Origin of the sequence: Marinomonas sp., assembly GCF_965225885.1 — a bacterium.
In the GTDB taxonomy this organism is placed as follows: domain Bacteria; phylum Pseudomonadota; class Gammaproteobacteria; order Pseudomonadales; family Marinomonadaceae; genus Marinomonas.
Window position 1 is genome coordinate 19664 of record NZ_OZ245329.1, and the last position, 19141, is coordinate 38804.

Consider the following 19141-nt stretch of genomic DNA (forward strand, 5'->3'; position numbering starts at 1 on the left):
GGTAAGTTTCCGCCCGAAAATAAATCACCTAATTTTATTGGTTACAGGCTACCACAATGGAAACCTGCGAAGTGAGGCAATGCGTATGCCAAATATGAACCCTGAATCATTAATGAAAGACTTCACTCCTTATGTTGCTAAGGATGGCGAAGAATACATGAACGAAAACCAGTTGGCGCACTTTAAAAGCATTCTACTCAACTGGAAGCAAAACCTTATGGAAGAGGTCGATCGTACCGTTCACCACCTTAAAGAAGAGGCCGTGAACTATGCAGATCCAAATGACCGAGCTAGCCAAGAAGAAGAGTTTAGCCTAGAACTTCGTGCGCGAGATCGCGAACGTAAACTGGTTAAAAAGATCTCTCAGACGATTGAATTGATCGAAGCTGATGATTACGGCTATTGCGAAGAGTGTGGCATCGAAATCGGCATTCGCCGCTTAGAAGCCCGCCCAACAGCCACTATGTGTATTGACTGCAAAACACTGGCTGAAATCAAAGAGAGACAAATCGGCGGCTAGCACTGCACATTAAAAAGCAGTGCTTAACAATAATGTCTAACCACGACTGTGCCGTTTCGCATCACTATCGTGGCCGTTTTGCGCCTTCGCCAACCGGCCCACTCCATTTTGGCTCGCTAGTTAGTGCATTAGCGAGCTATCTGGATGCAAAAAAACAGCAAGGCAGCTGGATCATTCGCATTGAAGATGTGGATGGAACACGCTGCAAGCCTAGCTTCTCAGAACAAATCACTCAAACCCTCAACAGCTATCAGCTTTTTTCCGACGAACCGATTCGAGTTCAAAGTCAACACATTGAAATTTACGAACAACAGTTGTCTGAACTAAAAAAACAGCAGGTCGTCTTTCCATGCAACTGCACTCGTCAGTCTCTCGCTCAATATAATGGTAGTCACCCACATGAATGCCAAAGCACGCGAAACAAGCCTCACTCGTGGCGATTAAAAACCAGCTCAGCGGTTTATCAATACCAAGATGAAATTCAAGGTACTCTGCTGTTCACAGAGGATCTAAAAAACAACTGCCCCGTTTTAAAAAGAAAAGACGGTTTCTTTTCTTACCAACTTGCAGTCGTGGTCGACGATCATTTACAAAACATTAGCCATTTGGTGAGAGGTGCCGATCTAATGGACACCACAGCACAACAACTTCATCTCTATGACCTATTTGGCTGGACTCCACCGAACATTTGCCACATTCCGCTTATCACCAATCATTCTGGCGATAAAATCAGCAAACAAAACCATGCCAAGCCTATTGAAAATGGCCACCTTCCAACACTATTGCGTGCACTTCACTATCTAAAAATTGATCTAGAGGCAACCTCTTCCATTGCTGAAGCGTTATCCCTAGCAATAGAAGCCTGGGATCCAAGCAAACTAAAAGGCATCAAAGACCTTCCCTTGGAAGAACAAGACCTGCATTTTATCTAAAGACTCTCGCAGTTTTTCATTTCAGTTAATGCCAATTAAATTCCCCTTGATTCTGAGATAAGCACTCTCGACCAACAAGCTCGCATGTGTATAATCGTTACACTAGTTACAAGAGGTGACACTTCATGCACAGCATTATGATCATTTGCCCAGACAACTCGCCACTCAAAGAATCAGAAAAGTGGTTATCTAGATATGGCTTTCAAGTAAACACCAGCAGCACATTCGAACAAGCCAACCGATACTATGAGCTGTCTGAATTTCACCTATTGCTTATCGATCAAGAAATCATCAACCACCTTAACGAGAGCAACACAGAACTACCTAACACACCACATCGAATAGTACTTGATGCAAAAGCCAGTTTAAGCACTGGAGTCAGCAGCATGGCGCAAGGGGCACTGTATTACCTGCCTCTACCAACCGACTCAGAAAGCCTACTGAAACATGTTGTGAATGCACTGGAACAAAAAGAACGACCAGCACCAAGCCCAGAGCCAACAGCCCAAGCGCACGTCACGAATACAGTAGAGGAATCCATCACTCTAGGCTCTGCTGGAAGCGGCATTATTGGCAAGTACCCACCAATGCAAGAACTCTTCAGCGATATGCGTAAAATTGCCGGAACCCATGCCACCGTTCTTATACGAGGCGAATCTGGGACAGGTAAAGAACTGGTTGCCAAAGCACTTCACAACCTAAGCCAGCGCCACAACCACCCAATCATCAGCGTAAACTGCGCAGCCATTCCAGAAAACCTAATAGAATCAGAGCTATTCGGGCATGAAAAAGGCGCATTTACTGGCGCCAACTCGTCCCATGACGGTCTGATTTATGCAGCCGACAAAGGCACATTATTTTTGGATGAAATTGGTGAACTGCCATTAGAAGCTCAAGCAAGACTATTGCGAGTATTACAAGAAGGTGAAATCCGCAAGGTAGGCGCAACTCAATCGACCAAAGTCAATATTCGATTAATTACTGCCACCCACAGAAATCTAATAGAGATGGTCAAGAACGGACTTTTTCGGGAGGATTTATACTATCGCCTATATGTGATGGAACTACTCCTACCACCGCTGAGAGACAGAGGTGACGACATATCGATGCTTGCACAGATTCTTCTTGAGAACGCCTGCAAAAAGCACAACAAGCCAGTCTACAACTACAACAGAACGTTCGACAAAGCCATTCGAGCGCATAACTGGCCAGGAAACGTACGAGAGCTAGAAAACGCCATCGAAAGAGCAGTCATTCTTAGCCCTCCAGGGAGAGTTGAAGCTGCCAATCTAAAACTTGCCAGCCAACAAACACAATCGAATGCTACGAATCTTTCTCGATCCACTGAATACGACTCAATGGCCGGCACGACACTAGACGACTACTTCAAACACTTCGTTCTTACGCACCAACACAAGATGACTGAGACGCATCTTGCACATTCTTTGGGCATATCAAGGAAAAGCTTGTGGGAAAGACGACAGAAATTAGCAATACCCAAAAAAGTAACATCTTAAAAGTAACACTTGCTACCAAAATACCCAAAAAATAAACACAATATTGTAAAGAAAGTGTACAAAAATACGCTAAAACTCAACAAAATCAGCACTTTATTATTTTTGGCACAACTAATGCCTTATATATGACACAACGATAAGAAGATTGACCAAGAATAAAAATAAGTTAATCGTCGTATGTAGGTTCTTAAAAATAAAAATAACAACTAGGAACACCGTGACCTCTTCAAATAAAAATAAAAATTTGAGGTCATGGATGGAAAATCGCTTTGGATAATTGATTTTTTTAGATATACAAGCCTTAGGGCAATGAAAACAATGCAATAATAAAAATAAAACCTGAGTAGAACTGCAGAAGCAGCACCCACTTTGTTTTCGGAACTAGTATCTTCATGTATCCAAAGCGATTATTTTATTTACTGATTAGTAAATATTCAATCGCTTCATTTATCTCTTCTATATCGACATACCCTTTTTGTTCAAACAATACCATTATCCGTGTAACTTTAACTCATCACGTGTAGAATGCCCTTTTCGTTAACTTTAAAATTTGTTGTCTAATGCTTACAGGATTAAAATCTCTGGTACGTAAAGCTACCTCACTGTTTGCCTCTCCAAAGGCACAGACTTACCCTATTATTATCCCTCGCAGCGATCACAGCTTATCTCGACAAGACTTAAGCCCAAATGCCGTCAAAGTATTATATCGCCTAAATAAAGCAGGCTATGACGCCTTTCTTGTTGGTGGCTGCGTTCGAGATCATCTTATTGGCATAGAACCAAAAGACTTTGACGTTGTTACTAACGCCACGCCCGAAGAAGTTCATAGCATATTCTCCAACTCCAGACTCATTGGTCGCCGATTCAAATTGGTCCATGTAACGTTTGGACGCGAAATCATCGAAGTCTCAACATTCAGAGCCAACTCAGCTCAAGAGGACAATGACGATGACGACACACAGAACACCTCGCTAAAAGGCAAAGACTCCGCACGATCCGCTCATGGCATCGTATTGCGCGATAACGTCTACGGCAACATCGAAGAAGACGCAGAACGTCGAGACTTCACTTTTAACGCCTTGTATTACAATGTTAAGGACTTCAGTATTCACGATTACTGTGGTGGCCTAAAAGACATTGAAAGCAAACAGATTCGCATGATTGGTGACGCTCGTCAGCGTTATCAAGAAGATCCAGTTCGCATGCTGCGCGCGATTCGCTTTGCCGGAAAATTAGGATTTGAACTAGAAGCCGAAACCGCTGCACCAATCAAAGAGATGGCGCACCTTTTGGATCACATTCCACCAGCACGTCTCTTTGAAGAAGTATTAAAACTGCTTGGCAGTGGCAATGGCATTGAGACATTCCACTTACTGCGCCAATACGGCTTGTTCCGTTATTTATTTCCAGACACCGATGCTTTACTGCAAAGCGGCTGGAAACGTAATGACATCGATCCAGAAGCCTTCATACTTCAAGGTCTAAAAAACACCGACGACCGCATTCAAAGCGGAAAAACCACCGCGCCATATTTCCTATACGCTGTACTGCTTTGGCCAAGCGTGGCACTGCGTCATGAAGAATTCCAAAACCAAGGCATGCCAGCAACACCCGCATTACATCAAGCGGCCAACATGGTATTAGACAACCAAGTCGCATCGACCGCTATTCCACGCCGATTCTCTACGCCAATGCGTGAAATCTGGGACATGCAGTACCGACTACCAAAACGCTACGGTAAACGCGCGTTTCTATTGCTTGAACATCCTCGCTTCCGTGCTGGTTTTGATTTCCTACTGATTCGTGAACTTAGCGGAACCAACTTAGATGGATTGGGCGATTGGTGGGAAAAATTCCAGCATGGCACAGAAAGCCAGCAGAGAGACCTCATTAAAAGCATCGACTCGTTCACTAAAGACAATGAAGGCCCTAAAAAACGCCGCCCACGTCGTCGTAGAAAGAGCAATGGCAATACCACTAACACAGCTCCACAAAGTGCAACATTTGACGAGTAAGAGGATGCGTCTTGATACACGCTTATATTGGCCTCGGCAGTAATCTCGAAAATCCAGTGGCGCAACTTGATCGCGCCATTGACGCCCTAAAGAAACACGACGATCTAAAAAATCTTCGTGTTTCTTCTATTTATGGCAGCAAACCCGTTGGCCCACAGGATCAACCGGACTACATTAACGCTGTTGCCAGTTTCGACACCGCTCTCCTCCCTATCGAATTACTCGATTTATTACAAAGCATCGAACAATCACAACGTCGAGTAAGAGAACGCCACTGGGGGCCGCGCACCCTAGACTTAGATCTGTTATTGTACGGACAGCAAACAATACAGTTACCAAGGCTAACCGTGCCACACCCCTTCATGCTAGAACGAGGGTTTGTTATAAAGCCGCTTAGCGACCTAGCGCCTAATATGCTCTTAGCAAATGGAAAAACCGTTACTGAGCAATTACAGCAACTTGATACCAGCGATTTGGTCTTTATCAAAGAAGAATAAATTATGTATTCAGATAACTCACAAAGAAAACTTACCAAACCAGTTACTTTATCCACGCTCAAAAAAATGAAAGCGGACAAAGAAAAAATCACCTGCCTAACAAGCTATGACGCATCGTTTACTAACGTCATGAATGTCGCGGGCGTTGAAACCATCTTGGTTGGGGATTCTCTAGGCATGGTCATACAAGGTCAAGACAGTACATTACCCGTTACCATCGAAGACATGTGCTACCACACCGCGGCAGTAAAACGAGGCAACACCAACGCCTTCATCCTCGCGGATATGTCTTTTATGAGTTACAGCAAGCCAGAACAAGCGCTCGATAACGCGGCAAAGCTAATGCAAGCAGGCGCCAACATGGTCAAACTAGAAGGTGGCAGCTGGTTAGCAGATACCGTGAAACTACTCAGCCAACGCGGCATTCCGGTTTGTGCACACTTAGGTCTGACACCACAGTCCGTGCATAAATTTGGTGGTTACAAAGTACAAGGCAAAAGCCAAGACGCTGCGGACTTATTACTGCAAGAGTCTCTTGATCTTGTCGCTGCCGGAGCCGACATTCTTCTGTACGAATGCATCCCAACAGAGCTCGGCAAAACACTGACAGAAGCCGTTTCTGTACCGACTATAGGCATTGGCGCTGGACAGCATACCGATGGCCAAGTTCTGGTCATGCACGACATGCTAGGCATCAACCTAGGCCATACACCTAAATTCGTTAAAAACTTTTTAACTGACGGTCGCAATGTAACGCAAGCCTTTGAAGCCTACGTACAAGAAGTTAAAGACGTCACATTTCCAGGACCTGAGCACGGATTCAAATCATGAAAACATTCCACACCGTGGCAGAGCTTCGTACCGCACTTAAAATAGAACGTTTGAAAGACAAAAGCATTGTGTTTGTCCCCACCATGGGCAACCTGCATGACGGCCACATGTCACTGATTCGCAAAGCAAAAGAAGAGGGTGAAATCATTGTCTCTTCTATCTTTGTTAACCCAATGCAATTTTCGGATCAGAGCGACTTAGAACGCTACCCAAAAACCTTAGAAGAAGACAAACGCGTTCTTGAAGCCAACGGCTGCAATTATCTGTTTGCACCAGATGCACTAGAAATGTACCCAGACGGCAAACGTAGCCAAACACAAATCGAAGTGGTCGGCATTTCTGACATTCTTTGTGGCGCTTCTCGCCCAGGTCATTTTGTTGGCGTTTCCACAGTCGTGACAAAATTATTTAATATTGTTCAACCAGACTGTGCCATATTTGGTAACAAAGATTTTCAACAACTTAAAGTCATTCAAGACATGGTACGTGACCTAAGCTCTAACGTACGTATTATAGGTGTTGATACCGCACGCAACGAAGATGGCCTTGCCATGAGTTCGCGCAATGGTTACTTAACAGAAGAAGAAAGACGCATCGCTCCAACAATTTATCAAACCTTGTTATGGGCAAAAGAAGCGCTAATTGAAAACCGTGCGAGTCACGAGGACATTTGCGAACAAGCTCAGCAGAAGCTTGAAGCGACTGGTTTCCGTCGTGATTATTTCGAAATCCGCGCACAAGAAAATTTACAAACACCATCAGAAGAAGAGAAGCGCCTCGTCATATTGACGGCGGCATATCTAGGTAAAGCACGCTTAATTGATAACCTGCGTGTAGAACTAGATTCACTTTCAACAAACTAGGAGAGACCTTTAGCACGATGTCACGAGCAAAACCAAGACGAGGCAAAAACAGACGAGAAAGTGGAGTTTATGGGTTATAAATGAGCATTTCGAGTCTGTTTTTAACAAAGTATTGGTGAGCGCAGTAGTCGTGAAAGGTCTCTAGGGAGATTATAATGAGCTCACCCACCGAATTAACTACTTGGCAGAAACTAACAGAGCACAAACAAGAAATGGCATCTGTTAGCATGAAAAGCCTGTTTGAAGCAGACCCCAAACGTGCCGAGAAATACACCACTCAAGCGGCAGGTTGGACATTGGATTACGCAAAAAACCGCGCCAATGAAAAAACTCTTGGACTACTAACAGACTTAGTAAAAGAAGCGGGCTTAGAAAAAGCAATTAAAGGCATGTTCAGCGGTGCGCACATCAACAACACCGAAGATCGCTCTGTATTGCACATCGCCCTACGTGCTAGCCAAGCACAAGATTCCCTTATGGTTGATGGTGTTAACGTACTAGAAGAAGTTCGCAGCACTCTTAAGCAAATGGAAAAATTTGTTGCACAACTACACAGCGGTGAATGGAAAGGCTACACAGGCAAACGTATTACCGACGTTATTTCTATCGGTATCGGTGGTTCTTACCTTGGGCCAAAAGTTGTCGCTGAAGCCTTAACGCCGTACGAAAAAGACGGCATTAAAGTCCATTTTGTGGCGAACATCGATGGTTCAGACATCACTGGCAAACTGAATCTAGTGAACCCTGAAACCACCGTTTTTGTGATCTCATCTAAAACCTTCGGTACTTTAGAAACCTTGTCTAACGCTAACGCAGCGCGTGATTGGTTCCTAAGCAACGGTGGCTCACAAAGCGACGTCAGCAAACACTTTGCCGCTGTTAGCTCGAACGTGAAAAAAGCCGTCGACTTCGGCATGGCGGAAGAAAACATCTTCCCGATGTGGGATTGGGTTGGCGGACGTTATTCACTTTGGTCTGCGATTGGCTTACCTGTAGCGATTGCTGTTGGTATGGACAACTTCTACGCATTGCTAGACGGCGCTCATCAAATGGACGAGCACTTTCGCACCGCCCCATTTGAAGAAAACCTACCGGTTATAATGGGCGCGCTTGGCGTGTGGTACATCAACTTCCACAACGCACAAACTCACGCCTTGATTCCTTACGATCATTACCTACGCGCCATGCCTGCTCACATCCAGCAGCTCGACATGGAAAGTAACGGCAAATCGACGCTATTGAATGGTGACGGTGTAGAAACTGACACAGGGCCAATCATCTGGGGCGGCGCTGGCACCAACGGCCAACACGCTTACCATCAGTTGTTGCATCAAGGTACACGCCTTGTGCCTGTGGACTTTATCGCACCATTGGCGTCTCACAACCCTATTGGCGAACACCACGCACAATTGTTTGCTAACTGCTTAAGTCAGTCTCAAGCCTTGATGGTCGGTAAGACCCTTGAGCAAGCGCAACAAGAACTTCGTGATGCGGGTGCAACTGCAGAACAAGTCGCCAAGATTGCACCGCACAAAGTGATCAAAGGCAACCGTCCAAGCAACACCCTACTGACCGATAAAATGACACCAGCCACCGTTGGTGCATTGATTGCCCTTTACGAGCACCGTACTTTTGTACAAGGCACCATCTGGGGCATCAACTCATTCGACCAATGGGGCGTGGAACTAGGCAAAGTATTGGGCACCGACATCTACAACCGCCTTGTTAGCGACAGCGACAACAGCACACTGGATGCTTCAACCCAAGCTTTGATTAAAGCGTTCAAGAAAGCTCAATCTTAACCGTTTAGCTTTTTATACAGCGTTACTAAAAACACCAGCTGAGGCTGGTGTTTTTGTTTACCTTAAAAACAGAACAAATCGTAGGGCACCATAAGCGACAGCGTAATGTGCCGCTGAAAGCGAAGCTTTCATGTAAGTCGCGGCTTCAGCCCAGCACAGACTTTTGTACATGACACCAAGCCAAGCGGCGTTTCTCTCTCGCTTTTAAATTCTAGGTAAGACCGCCTACCTCATCGAAATGCCGCTTGCTTTTTCAAGAACTCCGGTTTCAAACAGCATATATTCAAACTAGCTTTGCAATTTTTCAATCAAATACCTTAAATACTTAATCCAATTGTGACACCAATCCCATATCATCATTAACATCTTCAGCTGACACTCCAAAACCTTTCATTTGCTGAATAGCTTCGTAAGCAGCTAAATCAAAATTTTGATAGGATGTAATTTCAGAAGTAGGAATAAGTATAATAAATTCACCAATATCAAGATTCACATTAGGATCAAGAAAATAACTCTCATAATCATTTGTTATAAGAAGCTCTAAACTATCTTTATCACGAAAGCCACTCCTGATCGGAATTATACCAACATGCTCAAGATTTCCATGTAGTACGTTATTACCCCCAACACAAAATCCAATGTACACTTTTCTGGAGGATAAAGTGATGCATACAACCTGCGAGTCTTCATCGTTATTGACAAATGATAACGTTGCTTTGGTTACAAATAACTCAAGTGGGTTTTCCCGCACAACATGTAGCAACATGTTTAATTTGCGCACTTGGTTTACATCATATTTTCTCGACTTAACCCAAGCAATTACATAAGAAAAAAATATAGTAAACGCAGCCCAAACTAAAAGCTTAAGGTCGCTGTGAGAAAAAGGTATTTGCCTAAAGTCAGGTTGATACGTTAATCCTGTTGTTCTTTTTAGCACGTAACCCAAGACACCAGTAAAGTCTATTACGATACAGATGATTGCTGAAACAATAGCTAACTCAAACCCCCGCCTAGCAACCTGAAAGTAAAGATCCCAACCTTCAGACTTAGCCATTTTGTATCTAGAAGGCAAATGCTTACTTGAATAGATATAACCAGATGTAAGAATAACAATCAATAAAACGGCAAACATTAAGCCTCTTCATGCTTTTTAGCAGACTGCCGTTGCTTTTCTAACAGGCTTCTCTGACGCTCTCTTTTTGAGCGAATTCTACGTAGTTGATTCAAAAACTCATCTTTAAAATTTTCATCATCAACATTAACTGTCAAAACCCCATTTTTAGAAACATGATACGCTTCGCCAACTTCACTATTGTAGTTCACTAGATCTGAACTTTTCTTGATATCTGTCATACGATTTCCCCCCCAACTCATACCAAACAGTACCATGCAAGTTTAGCTCAATATACATCTTAAATGTAAAATTGCTTAATCCTTAGGCAATAAGCTACTTTACAATTTATAAACTAAAAATATTGATGACTCAGTCCATCCGAAATATATTTATTAAAATTTTCACCCCATACCTCGCGTTCCTGCCACCACCTCCCAAGCGGTACAAACATTCTTTCTCAACCAAGTCACTAAGGTCACGAGTGGCGGTGGCTTTGGAGCTGCTGGTTATGCTCATGTATTTTTTAGCGCTTAGTCCACCTTCGAAGCCATCTGATCCTGCATTAAAGAGTTTGTTAAGCACTTTCTTTTGGCGTTCGTTCAGTTCGGTGTGTTGATGTTTTTCCCAGAATTTGGCTTTCTTCAATACAAAATCGACTTTCTGAGCCGCTTCTTGCTGCGCTAATAGAACGGAGTCGACAAACCATTTTACCCAATCGGTAATATCCAAACTGAGTTGGCTGGCTTTGTTCAGTCCATTGTAATAGGCGTTTTTGTCTTTCTCTATAATGGTCGACAAGCTGAGTAATGGCGGTCGGTTAAGGTCTTGGGCTAATGCCATTTCGGCAATTGCTCGCCCTACTCGGCCATTACCATCGTCAAATGGGTGGATGGTTTCAAACCATAAGTGTGCAATAGCTGAGCGAATTGGGCCAGAAAGAACAATATCTCGCTCTGTTTTTAATGGGTTAGAGCGATTAAACCAATCTAGAAATCGGTTTATTTCTGCGTCGATTTGATGCGCTGGCGGCGCTTCGTAATGGACTTTTTCATAGCCAATTGGGCCTGAGACGATTTGCATAGGTTCTGTGGAATCTCGCCATTGGCCAACGTTGAGGTTACGAGACAGCAGACTATTTTCTTGCTGCGGAAGGACTAATTGATGCCAATGAAACAAAGTGGCTTTTGTAAGTTCGCCAGCGAAGCTATTACGTACGTCGACCATCAAGGCGGCCATACCTTCTGCACGTGGATCGGCGACTCGCGTTGGTGGATTACTCAAGCCAAAAAAATTTTTTATGGAGGAGCGCACGTCTTCTCGATCCAAACGCTCGCCTTCTATCTGGCTGGTGTTGATGGCTTCGCTAACCATGAGGTCGATATAGGCATCGTACTGCAAAGTATTTTCAAGCTGACTCATTCCGCCAGACAAACGACCAGCCTCTAAAGCATACTGATACAAAGCGTCTCGGCATTGAGTTTCGTCAAAGGTAAAGTTTGGCCAATCAGGATGTTGCCAGCTATATTTCATAGTATGAGCCGATTAAGTGAATTATTCGGCTCAGGATAACATTATATTGTGAGCCGAATAAATCGTTTATTCGGCTCACGGTTTTTTATTTAGTCGCCAACGGAAATTATCAAGATACAAATACCATCCTTTCAGTGCTATTCTTTCGCTTAATCGAGGAGGACATAAAATGACTCAAGTAAACAGAAACATCGTTGAAGATGCGTTATCACTCTCAACGAGCGAGCGGGTAGAGCTTGTCGAAAAGCTACTTGAAAGCTTAGATACACCGAATGCTGAGCTAAACGCTATTTGGGCACGAGAGGCAGATGCTCGCATTGAAGCGTATGAAAAAAAACAGCTAACCTCTAAGCCCTTGTCTGAAGTGCTAAGTAAATATAAATGAACGTAGAATTTTTAGACATCGCCGAAAGGGAACTCGATGATGCCTTCAAATACTATGATGGTATTTATAAAGGCCTAGGATTGAGATTCATTGCTGAACTAGAGTCGTCGATAGAACGAATTAAATTACACCCAGCTGCTTAGCAAAAAGCTAGCGCATTCACGCATAAGTGCTTACTTAACCGATTCCTTTATTCAATTATTTATCAAATTAAAGGCGACTTGTTACTGGTCGTTGCTATTACCTCTAGCCACCAAAGACCTAACTACTGGGCTAATCGAACGAGTAGCTAGAACGAAAACAAAAACTCAATAGTGATATCTTAACTGAGCGATCAAAATTGCATCATCTTGATATTTATAAACAATTCGGTGTTCATCATTGATGCGGCGAGACCAATAACCAGCAAGGCCATGTTTTAAAGGTTCTGGTTTACCAATTCCTTCATAAGGCTCTCGCTGAATATCTTTAATCAGTAAGTTTATCCGCTTTAATACTTTCTTATCTGTGCTCTGCCAGTAAAGATACTGATCCCACGCAGCGGTTGAAAAAGTGAGTCTCACTCGATTAACTCTCTTTCAACACCCTTACCCGCTTCCAGTTCAGCAATAGACTCCAACAAGACTCTGGCATTCGCTGGCGAACGCAGCAAGTAGGTAGTTTCTTGCATGGACTCGTAATCTTCCAAAGACATCATCACAACTGGGCTTTCGCTTTTGCGCGTGATGATCACTGGAGAATGATCATCACAGACCTTAGCCATTGTCTTAGCAAGATTAGCTCGAGCGGCGGTATAACTGATAGCATCCATCATTTATTTCCTGTACTTAATTCTGTACCAATGAGTATAAAGTAAACACCTAAAATAAATCAACAACTCACCCGTAGACCATGATCAGTGGAAGCATCCTAATCATCTATACCTCACACTCCCGCCGCCTTCCAAGCTGTACAAACACTCTTTTTCAACCAAGTTGTGACAGTGGCTTTGGTAACTGTTTATTACTTCCCCTATTCAGCTCAAACAATGAATCAATCGTTATTGAACTGAATATATTGCCCCGGTGTCACGCCCATTACACGACGAAACATGGCAATAAAGGCGCTGACATTTTCATAGCCCAAGGTGAACGAAATATTGGTTACAGGTACGTTGTCGGCCAACATTTCGATGGCGCTCAATACCCTTGCTCGTTGCCGCCATTCAGAAAAACCCAGCCCTGTTTGCTCGTTAAAACGTCGTGCTAGGGTTCTCGAAGACAAACCTATCGTTCTCGCCCATTCCTCTAAACTTCGATTATCAGCAAGGTTCGATAGTAACCCATCGGTCATCTTTTTAAGCGATGGCAAGTTAGGCTGCATCAAGCCTAGCAAAGTTTCTTGCAAGCTCAAGATTTCATCAAACAGCACTTCGGATAAACGGTTTTTCACGGCTTGAGATGTATCGTCTGGCCAACAGGCTGCTCGATGAACCAGTTCTTTTAGTAGCTGTGTTGTTTGAAAGGTTTTTGGTGAGCTATCAAGCAACTGACTTCTCTTTGGATCAAGGTACACACTCCAGCCTCTAAAAGGACCATGGGATTTCGCGCCATGAAATGTATTCGGTGGAATCCACACGGCATGGGTTGCAGGAACAATCCACCAACCAGATTCTGTTTGTACCGACAAAAGCCCTTCTAAACTACCAACCAACTGACCAAATGCGTGTCGATGCGGTTCCGTTTCTCTTATTTGGTTTTCGACTAGTTCCACTGACAAGATTAAGTCAGCATCAGATTGGTGAATAATATCCGCAAACGACAGGGAGCTTTTCATTTTGGCAATTTCTCGGTATTAATTGTCTTAATCAATGGAGTATAGCCAAAATTCCAGCACTATACTGAACCCTCATTCATCAATATAAGAGGTTTCATCATGACATCCATTATCAAACCAGAAGACATTTTGCCCGAAGATGTTAACCAAGCTAATCTTGAAGGCATTCACATTCGCAAAGGGACAGTAGCCGCATTTTTGCTAAATGCTAAACTCTGGCAAGACCCAACCACCACCGAGGAAGAAAAAGCGAAACTCTTCGAGGCCATTAAAGAGACGCTTCCCTCTCTGCGAGTATTAGGCATGTTTGAGGTGTTCCAGTTTCAAAATAAGACGCTTCAAACTTTAAGTGAAGAACTATAGTTTATCGGTTTAGCTTAAACTTTAGTTTTTTTATCAAATTAGAGGCGACTTGTTACTAGTCGTTGCTATCGCCTCTAATCATCAAAGACCTAACTACTGGCCAATCGAAAAATTAGCTAAGAAACCGCCTTCACCAACCATGCTTTCATCTCTTCTAAGTCGTTTTTATGGTCTGGAAAATTCTCAATAACCGAGTCGATACATGCCGCAATGGCGTCTGGTCGGTAGGTCACGCCAATAAGTTTTTCTGCAAGCTGTTCGATTGGGTCGGGGAATAAGCTATCTGTGAAGGTTCTCGCAGCAGCAATTTCTGCATTTTTCAAATCAAGATGCAGCTCTACTCCACCCCACTTGAAGAGCTCGTCTAGCGTGTGGGTAAATTGCGGTGATTTACCAAAGTTCCAATCCCAGCTTTGTTGCTGAGCAAATTTTTCCACAAAGCCAGGTAAGTCAGGCAAGGCTTCTGGAGAAATTTCCTCTATGACTGGCGCAGTCTCGCCAAAGTATTCGCAAAACGCTTCGACAATGGCGTCACACACTAGCCGATGGTCAATAGCCGGATACAAGCTGTTTAGGTTGGTGACTCGTGAACGCACTGAGGTGATGCCTTTCGACTGGAGCTTTTTCACATCTGGGTTTAGGTAATTCGCTAGACGACTTAAATCTGCATGTAACAATAAAGTACCATGGTGAAAACCGCGGTCTTTGGTTTCTTTGTAGGCGGAGCCAGAGAATTTACGCATCTCTTCACCTTCGCCCACCACTAAGTCATTTCGGCCATTGGCGTAACCTTCAATACCTAGCTTCTTCAAGCCTTGCAAAACAATCTCGGTGGAGACTTCTTTGTTGTACTCAGGCTTGCCCGCCATGAAGGTAAAGTTGCTATTGCCCAAATCATGGAAGACCGCACCGCCCCCGCTTTGGCGACGAGCAAGGTGAATCTTATCTTGCTCCATCTTGTTGATATTGCATTCTTTCCACGGGTTCTGAGAGCGGCCAATCACCACTGTTTCAGCATTTCGCCATAAAAACAGTACGCGCTGATCCGCTGACATAGAGCGAAAAATACAATCTTCCACTGCGAGGTTAAAATGAGGGTTATTAGAATGGGAGATTAGAATTCGGCTAGCCATGGCATTTTCTCGTATTACAAAAGGAATAAGCTTAAAAATCAGCTACCTTTATAACGTTTTCGCAGACATAAAAAAACCACGATGCTTTCACATCATGGTTTTTAGAGAGAAGTATCTAACACCTATTTATAGGTATTCAACTTTCTCGATTTCATAAACCACTTCACCACTAGGAACTTGAATGGCAACTTCGTCGCCTTCTTCTTTCCCAATAATGGCTTTCGCGATTGGTGAAGCGTAAGAGATTTTCTTCACTTTCACATCAGCTTCATCATCACCAACAATTTTGTAAGTAACTGTCTCTTCGGTATCAACATTAAACAGTGTTACTGTTGTACCAAAAATCACTTTGCCAGTTACTGGCAACGCTTTAACGTCAATCACTTGTGAATCTGCAAGTTTGCCTTCGATCTCTTTAATTCGACCTTCGGCAAAACCCTGCTCTTCACGAGCGGCGTGATACTCTGCGTTTTCTTTTAAGTCGCCATGCTCACGCGCGGTTGCGATATCCGCAATCACGCGAGGACGGACGACAGTTTTCAAGTGATTAAGCTCTTCTCTAAGACGAGCTTCACCTTCTACTGTCATTGGTACTTTTTTCATTATTTCCCCAAGTGCAAATCTTGCAGTCTTCTAACTTTCGTTTCACCTGTTAGGCTAATCGCCATACTCGTTGCTTCAGCACCAGCCAATGTCGTAGTGTAACAAACCTTACGCTGTAAAGCTGTACGACGAATAACAGAAGAATCGGCAATCGCTTGCGTACCAGACGTAGTGTTGATGATGTAATCAATTTCGCCATTTTTCATCATATCAACGATATGTGGACGACCTTCATTCACCTTATTCACTTTACGAACTTCAACGCCGCGCTCAGTTAGGTATTTCGCTGTCCCTTCGGTACCAACAAGATCAAAGCCTAGTTCAGCCAAGCGACGAGCGACGTCTACCGCACCTTCTTTGTCCATATCGCGAACACTGATGAAAGCACGACCTGAAGTAGGTAATACCGTACCACCGCCCAGCGCTGCTTTACCAAAGGCTTCTGCGAAAGTATCGCCTACGCCCATGACTTCGCCCGTAGACTTCATTTCAGGCCCAAGAATCGGATCGACACCTTGGAACTTGTTGAATGGGAAAACGGCTTCTTTCACACTGTAGTAAGAAGGAATGATTTCTTTGGTGAAACCAAGCTCTTCCAGTGTTTTACCCGCCATAACCAAGGCAGCAACTTGCGCCAAAGAACGACCGATACACTTAGAAACGAAAGGCACAGTACGTGATGCACGAGGATTCACCTCGATCACATAAATTTCACCATCCTGAACCGCAAGCTGAGTATTCATCAAACCAACAACGCCAAGCTCTAGCGCCATGTTGGTGATCATCTCACGAATGTCATCTTGCACTTCTTTTGACAAAGAGTATGGAGGCAAAGAACACGCAGAGTCACCAGAGTGAACGCCCGCTTGTTCGATATGCTGCATGATGCCGCCGATAACCACTTGATTGCCATCGCTAATACAGTCGATATCGATCTCAATCGCCGCATTCAAGAAGTGATCTAGCAAGACCGGGCTGTCGTTAGACACTTTCACAGCGCTGGTCATGTAACGCATCAATTCTTTTTCGTTATAAACAATTTCCATCGCACGGCCACCCAATACATAGGATGGACGAACTACAAGCGGGTAGCCGATGTCTGCGGCTTTCGCTGCGGCTTGTTCAACACTGCGCACTGTCGCGTTATGAGGCTGCTTGTAACCCAAACGCTGAATCATGCTTTGGAAACGTTCACGATCTTCTGCACGGTCAATAGACTCAGGCGTTGTACCAATGATTGGCACACCTTCGTTTTGCAAAGCACGAGCGATTTTCAGCGGCGTTTGTCCACCGAATTGAACGATCACGCCTTTTGGTTTTTCTTTGCGCACGATTTCTAACACGTCTTCAAGCGTGACTGGCTCGAAGTACAAACGGTCAGACGTATCGTAATCAGTCGATACAGTTTCAGGGTTACAGTTCACCATAATGGTTTCGTAACCGTCTTCACGTAGACCTAGTGCGGCATGTACACAGCAGTAGTCAAACTCGATACCTTGACCGATACGGTTTGGACCACCACCAAGGATGATGATTTTATCGCGATCCGTTGGCGCGGCTTCACATTCATCTTCGTACGTTGAGTACATGTAAGCTGTATCAGTCGCAAACTCAGCAGAACAAGTATCAACACGCTTGTAAACTGGATGAACATTCATCAAGTAACGACGCTCACGCATAGACTTCTCAGTCACGCTTAACAAGCTCGCAAGGCGCGCATCAGAGAAACCTTTACGCTTCAGACGACGAATCACGTCGTACGTCATGTCGATCAGACCTTTGTCTGCTAATGCGGCTTCTTCTTTAATCAAGTCTTCGATTTGCACCAAGAACCAATGATCAACACCCGTTGCTTCGTACACTTCATCAACCGTCATACCAGAACGGAAGGCATCGCCGATATACCAAATACGGTCAGAACCAGGAGACTGAAGCTCGTAAGCCAATTTCTCTTTGCTGTTTTCTTCAGCAAAATCCAACTGAGGATTGAAACCGTCAGAACCCACTTCCAAACCGCGCAATGCTTTTTGCAAAGACTCTTGGAAAGTACGGCCAATCGCCATAACTTCACCAACTGACTTCATTTGCGTGGTTAGATGATCATTCGCTGTCGGGAATTTTTCGAACGTAAAACGAGGAATCTTAGTAACAACGTAGTCAATTGCAGGCTCGAAGCTCGCTGGCGTTTGACCACCAGTAATATCGTTTTGCAACTCATCAAGCGTGTAACCAATCGCCAATTTTGCAGCGATTTTCGCAATTGGGAAACCTGTCGCTTTCGATGCCAAAGCAGACGAACGAGATACACGAGGATTCATCTCGATAACAACAAGACGACCTGTTTTTGGATCCATACCGAACTGTACGTTGGAACCACCGGTTTCTACGCCGATCTCACGCAATACCGCCAAAGAAGCGTTACGCATGATTTGATATTCTTTATCCGTCAAAGTTTGTGCTGGCGCAACAGTGATAGAGTCACCAGTGTGAACACCCATAGCGTCGAAGTTTTCAATCGCACAAACAATGATGCAGTTGTCTTTTTTGTCGCGAACAACTTCCATTTCGTACTCTTTCCAACCGATCAAAGATTCATCGATTAGCAATTCGTTGGTTGGAGACAAGTCCAAACCGCGAGTACAGATTTCGTCGAACTCTTCCATGTTGTAGGCGATACCGCCGCCGGTACCACCCATAGTGAAAGAAGGACGAATGATACAAGGGAAGCCTACTTCAGCTTGAACTTTAAGCGCTTCTTCCATGTTGTGGGCAATACCCGCACGTGGACATTCAAGACCAATTGCGCGCATCGCTTTATCAAAACGACTACGATCTTCTGCTTTGTCGATAGCATCTGCTGTCGCACCAATCATCTCAACATTGTATTTTTCTAGCACACCGTGACGCTCAAGATCCAACGCACAGTTCAATGCTGTTTGGCCACCCATAGTCGGTAAAACTGCATCTGGGCGCTCTTTTTCAATGATTTTTTCTACTGTTTTCCATTCAACTGGTTCGATGTAAGTCGCATCAGCCATCACTGGGTCAGTCATGATAGTCGCTGGATTTGAGTTCACCAGAATAACGCGAATGCCTTCTTCACGAAGCGCTTTACACGCTTGCGCACCAGAATAGTCAAACTCACAAGCCTGACCGATAACAATAGGGCCTGCACCTAAAATTAAGACGCTTTTTATGTCAGTACGTTTTGGCATAATATT

General features: G+C 44.1%; 20 protein-coding genes. 11 read left to right on the forward strand and 9 right to left on the reverse strand.

The window, feature by feature from the left end; genetic code table 11:
• Window positions 1–85: 85 nt before the first annotated feature.
• The 8 genes from dksA (at window position 86) to pgi (ending at window position 8977) form a co-directional block, all read left to right on the forward strand.
• Complete coding sequence (gene dksA, locus ACO05V_RS00075) at window positions 86–520, forward strand: RNA polymerase-binding protein DksA (protein ID WP_421846324.1); 435 nt, start codon at window positions 86–88, stop codon at window positions 518–520.
• 32 nt (window positions 521–552) lie between these two features.
• Window positions 553–1452: a tRNA glutamyl-Q(34) synthetase GluQRS gene (gluQRS, locus tag ACO05V_RS00080; protein ID WP_421846326.1), complete on the forward strand. Its 900-nt coding sequence runs from the start codon at window positions 553–555 to the stop codon at window positions 1450–1452.
• A 125-nt stretch (window positions 1453–1577) separates the two neighbouring features.
• Window positions 1578–2969, forward strand: coding sequence for a sigma-54-dependent transcriptional regulator (locus ACO05V_RS00085; RefSeq protein WP_421846328.1), 1392 nt, complete (start codon window positions 1578–1580; stop codon window positions 2967–2969).
• Window positions 2970–3529: 560 nt separating this feature from the next.
• A complete protein-coding gene (pcnB, locus tag ACO05V_RS00090) occupies window positions 3530–4984 on the forward strand; it encodes a polynucleotide adenylyltransferase PcnB (RefSeq protein WP_421846330.1) in 1455 nt (484 codons plus the stop codon).
• A 14-nt stretch (window positions 4985–4998) separates the two neighbouring features.
• Window positions 4999–5481, forward strand: a complete 483-nt coding sequence (folK, locus tag ACO05V_RS00095) for a 2-amino-4-hydroxy-6-hydroxymethyldihydropteridine diphosphokinase (protein WP_421856831.1) — start codon at window positions 4999–5001, stop codon at window positions 5479–5481.
• 3 nt (window positions 5482–5484) lie between these two features.
• Window positions 5485–6312, forward strand: coding sequence for a 3-methyl-2-oxobutanoate hydroxymethyltransferase (panB, locus tag ACO05V_RS00100; RefSeq protein ID WP_421846332.1), 828 nt, complete (start codon window positions 5485–5487; stop codon window positions 6310–6312).
• Window positions 6309–7175 (forward strand): pantoate--beta-alanine ligase, encoded by an 867-nt coding sequence (gene panC / locus ACO05V_RS00105; protein WP_421846334.1) that lies wholly within the window; start codon window positions 6309–6311, stop codon window positions 7173–7175. The genes panB and panC overlap by 4 nt, the downstream gene beginning before the upstream one ends.
• Before the next feature lie 155 nt (window positions 7176–7330).
• Window positions 7331–8977, forward strand: coding sequence for a glucose-6-phosphate isomerase (gene pgi, locus ACO05V_RS00110; protein ID WP_421846336.1), 1647 nt, complete (start codon window positions 7331–7333; stop codon window positions 8975–8977).
• 325 nt (window positions 8978–9302) lie between these two features.
• Here pgi and ACO05V_RS00115 read toward each other — a convergent pair whose 3' ends face one another.
• The 3 genes from ACO05V_RS00115 to ACO05V_RS00125 all read right to left on the reverse strand — a co-directional run bounded on the left by ACO05V_RS00115 (window position 9303) and on the right by ACO05V_RS00125 (window position 11621).
• Complete coding sequence (locus ACO05V_RS00115) at window positions 9303–10109, reverse strand: hypothetical protein (protein WP_421846338.1); 807 nt, start codon at window positions 10107–10109, stop codon at window positions 9303–9305.
• The gene (locus ACO05V_RS00120) at window positions 10109–10330 is read right to left on the reverse strand and encodes a hypothetical protein (RefSeq protein WP_421846340.1); all 222 of its coding nucleotides are present in this window, start codon (window positions 10328–10330) and stop codon (window positions 10109–10111) included. The genes ACO05V_RS00115 and ACO05V_RS00120 overlap by 1 nt, the downstream gene beginning before the upstream one ends.
• A 130-nt stretch (window positions 10331–10460) precedes the next feature.
• Complete coding sequence (locus tag ACO05V_RS00125) at window positions 10461–11621, reverse strand: Fic family protein (RefSeq protein ID WP_421846342.1); 1161 nt, start codon at window positions 11619–11621, stop codon at window positions 10461–10463.
• Window positions 11622–11790: 169 nt separating this feature from the next.
• On the opposite strand from ACO05V_RS00125, the gene ACO05V_RS00130 reads away from it, so the two are divergent.
• On the forward strand, window positions 11791–12006 hold the full coding sequence (locus ACO05V_RS00130) for an addiction module protein (protein WP_421846344.1): 216 nt from the start codon (window positions 11791–11793) through the stop codon (window positions 12004–12006).
• Window positions 12003–12149 (forward strand): hypothetical protein, encoded by a 147-nt coding sequence (locus ACO05V_RS00135; protein ID WP_421846346.1) that lies wholly within the window; start codon window positions 12003–12005, stop codon window positions 12147–12149. Before ACO05V_RS00130 ends, ACO05V_RS00135 begins: the two co-directional genes overlap by 4 nt.
• Window positions 12150–12314: 165 nt before the next feature.
• Here ACO05V_RS00135 and ACO05V_RS00140 read toward each other — a convergent pair whose 3' ends face one another.
• The 3 genes from ACO05V_RS00140 to ACO05V_RS00150 form a co-directional block, all read right to left on the reverse strand.
• Window positions 12315–12569, reverse strand: coding sequence for a Txe/YoeB family addiction module toxin (locus tag ACO05V_RS00140; protein WP_111606818.1), 255 nt, complete (start codon window positions 12567–12569; stop codon window positions 12315–12317).
• The gene (locus tag ACO05V_RS00145) at window positions 12566–12817 is read right to left on the reverse strand and encodes a type II toxin-antitoxin system Phd/YefM family antitoxin (protein WP_421856834.1); all 252 of its coding nucleotides are present in this window, start codon (window positions 12815–12817) and stop codon (window positions 12566–12568) included. The genes ACO05V_RS00140 and ACO05V_RS00145 overlap by 4 nt, the downstream gene beginning before the upstream one ends.
• 221 nt (window positions 12818–13038) lie before the next feature.
• Window positions 13039–13821, reverse strand: a complete 783-nt coding sequence (locus ACO05V_RS00150) for an AraC family transcriptional regulator (RefSeq protein WP_421846348.1) — start codon at window positions 13819–13821, stop codon at window positions 13039–13041.
• A gap of 99 nt (window positions 13822–13920) precedes the next feature.
• Here ACO05V_RS00150 and ACO05V_RS00155 point away from each other — a divergent pair, with 99 nt between their 5' ends.
• The gene (locus ACO05V_RS00155; protein WP_421846350.1) at window positions 13921–14184 is read left to right on the forward strand and encodes a hypothetical protein; all 264 of its coding nucleotides are present in this window, start codon (window positions 13921–13923) and stop codon (window positions 14182–14184) included.
• 116 nt (window positions 14185–14300) lie between these two features.
• Here ACO05V_RS00155 and ACO05V_RS00160 read toward each other — a convergent pair whose 3' ends face one another.
• The 3 genes from ACO05V_RS00160 to carB all read right to left on the reverse strand — a co-directional run bounded on the left by ACO05V_RS00160 (window position 14301) and on the right by carB (window position 19135).
• Window positions 14301–15317, reverse strand: coding sequence for a lipoate--protein ligase (locus ACO05V_RS00160; RefSeq protein WP_421846352.1), 1017 nt, complete (start codon window positions 15315–15317; stop codon window positions 14301–14303).
• Window positions 15318–15443: 126 nt separating this feature from the next.
• Window positions 15444–15920, reverse strand: a complete 477-nt coding sequence (gene greA / locus ACO05V_RS00165; RefSeq protein ID WP_212916687.1) for a transcription elongation factor GreA — start codon at window positions 15918–15920, stop codon at window positions 15444–15446.
• Entirely contained in the window at window positions 15920–19135 is a 3216-nt protein-coding gene (carB, locus tag ACO05V_RS00170; RefSeq protein ID WP_421846354.1) for a carbamoyl-phosphate synthase large subunit, read from the reverse strand. Before carB ends, greA begins: the two co-directional genes overlap by 1 nt.
• Window positions 19136–19141 lie beyond the last annotated feature (6 nt).

Excerpts from the sequence above, each read along its gene's own strand:
- dksA (WP_421846324.1), top strand. The coding sequence starts at position 86 with ATGCCAAATATGAACCCTGAATCATTAATGAAAGACTTCACTCCTTAT.
- gluQRS (WP_421846326.1), top strand. The coding sequence starts at position 553 with ATGTCTAACCACGACTGTGCCGTTTCGCATCACTATCGTGGCCGTTTT.
- ACO05V_RS00085 (WP_421846328.1), top strand. The coding sequence starts at position 1,578 with ATGCACAGCATTATGATCATTTGCCCAGACAACTCGCCACTCAAAGAA.
- pcnB (WP_421846330.1), top strand. The coding sequence starts at position 3,530 with ATGCTTACAGGATTAAAATCTCTGGTACGTAAAGCTACCTCACTGTTT.
- panB (WP_421846332.1), top strand. The coding sequence starts at position 5,485 with ATGTATTCAGATAACTCACAAAGAAAACTTACCAAACCAGTTACTTTA.
- panC (WP_421846334.1), top strand. The coding sequence starts at position 6,309 with ATGAAAACATTCCACACCGTGGCAGAGCTTCGTACCGCACTTAAAATA.
- pgi (WP_421846336.1), top strand. The coding sequence starts at position 7,331 with ATGAGCTCACCCACCGAATTAACTACTTGGCAGAAACTAACAGAGCAC.
- ACO05V_RS00115 (WP_421846338.1), bottom strand. The coding sequence starts at position 10,109 with ATGTTTGCCGTTTTATTGATTGTTATTCTTACATCTGGTTATATCTAT.
- ACO05V_RS00120 (WP_421846340.1), bottom strand. The coding sequence starts at position 10,330 with ATGACAGATATCAAGAAAAGTTCAGATCTAGTGAACTACAATAGTGAA.
- ACO05V_RS00125 (WP_421846342.1), bottom strand. The coding sequence starts at position 11,621 with ATGAAATATAGCTGGCAACATCCTGATTGGCCAAACTTTACCTTTGAC.
- ACO05V_RS00130 (WP_421846344.1), top strand. The coding sequence starts at position 11,791 with ATGACTCAAGTAAACAGAAACATCGTTGAAGATGCGTTATCACTCTCA.
- ACO05V_RS00135 (WP_421846346.1), top strand. The coding sequence starts at position 12,003 with ATGAACGTAGAATTTTTAGACATCGCCGAAAGGGAACTCGATGATGCC.
- ACO05V_RS00145 (WP_421856834.1), bottom strand. The coding sequence starts at position 12,817 with ATGGATGCTATCAGTTATACCGCCGCTCGAGCTAATCTTGCTAAGACA.
- ACO05V_RS00150 (WP_421846348.1), bottom strand. The coding sequence starts at position 13,821 with ATGAAAAGCTCCCTGTCGTTTGCGGATATTATTCACCAATCTGATGCT.
- ACO05V_RS00155 (WP_421846350.1), top strand. The coding sequence starts at position 13,921 with ATGACATCCATTATCAAACCAGAAGACATTTTGCCCGAAGATGTTAAC.
- ACO05V_RS00160 (WP_421846352.1), bottom strand. The coding sequence starts at position 15,317 with ATGGCTAGCCGAATTCTAATCTCCCATTCTAATAACCCTCATTTTAAC.
- greA (WP_212916687.1), bottom strand. The coding sequence starts at position 15,920 with ATGAAAAAAGTACCAATGACAGTAGAAGGTGAAGCTCGTCTTAGAGAA.
- carB (WP_421846354.1), bottom strand. The coding sequence starts at position 19,135 with ATGCCAAAACGTACTGACATAAAAAGCGTCTTAATTTTAGGTGCAGGC.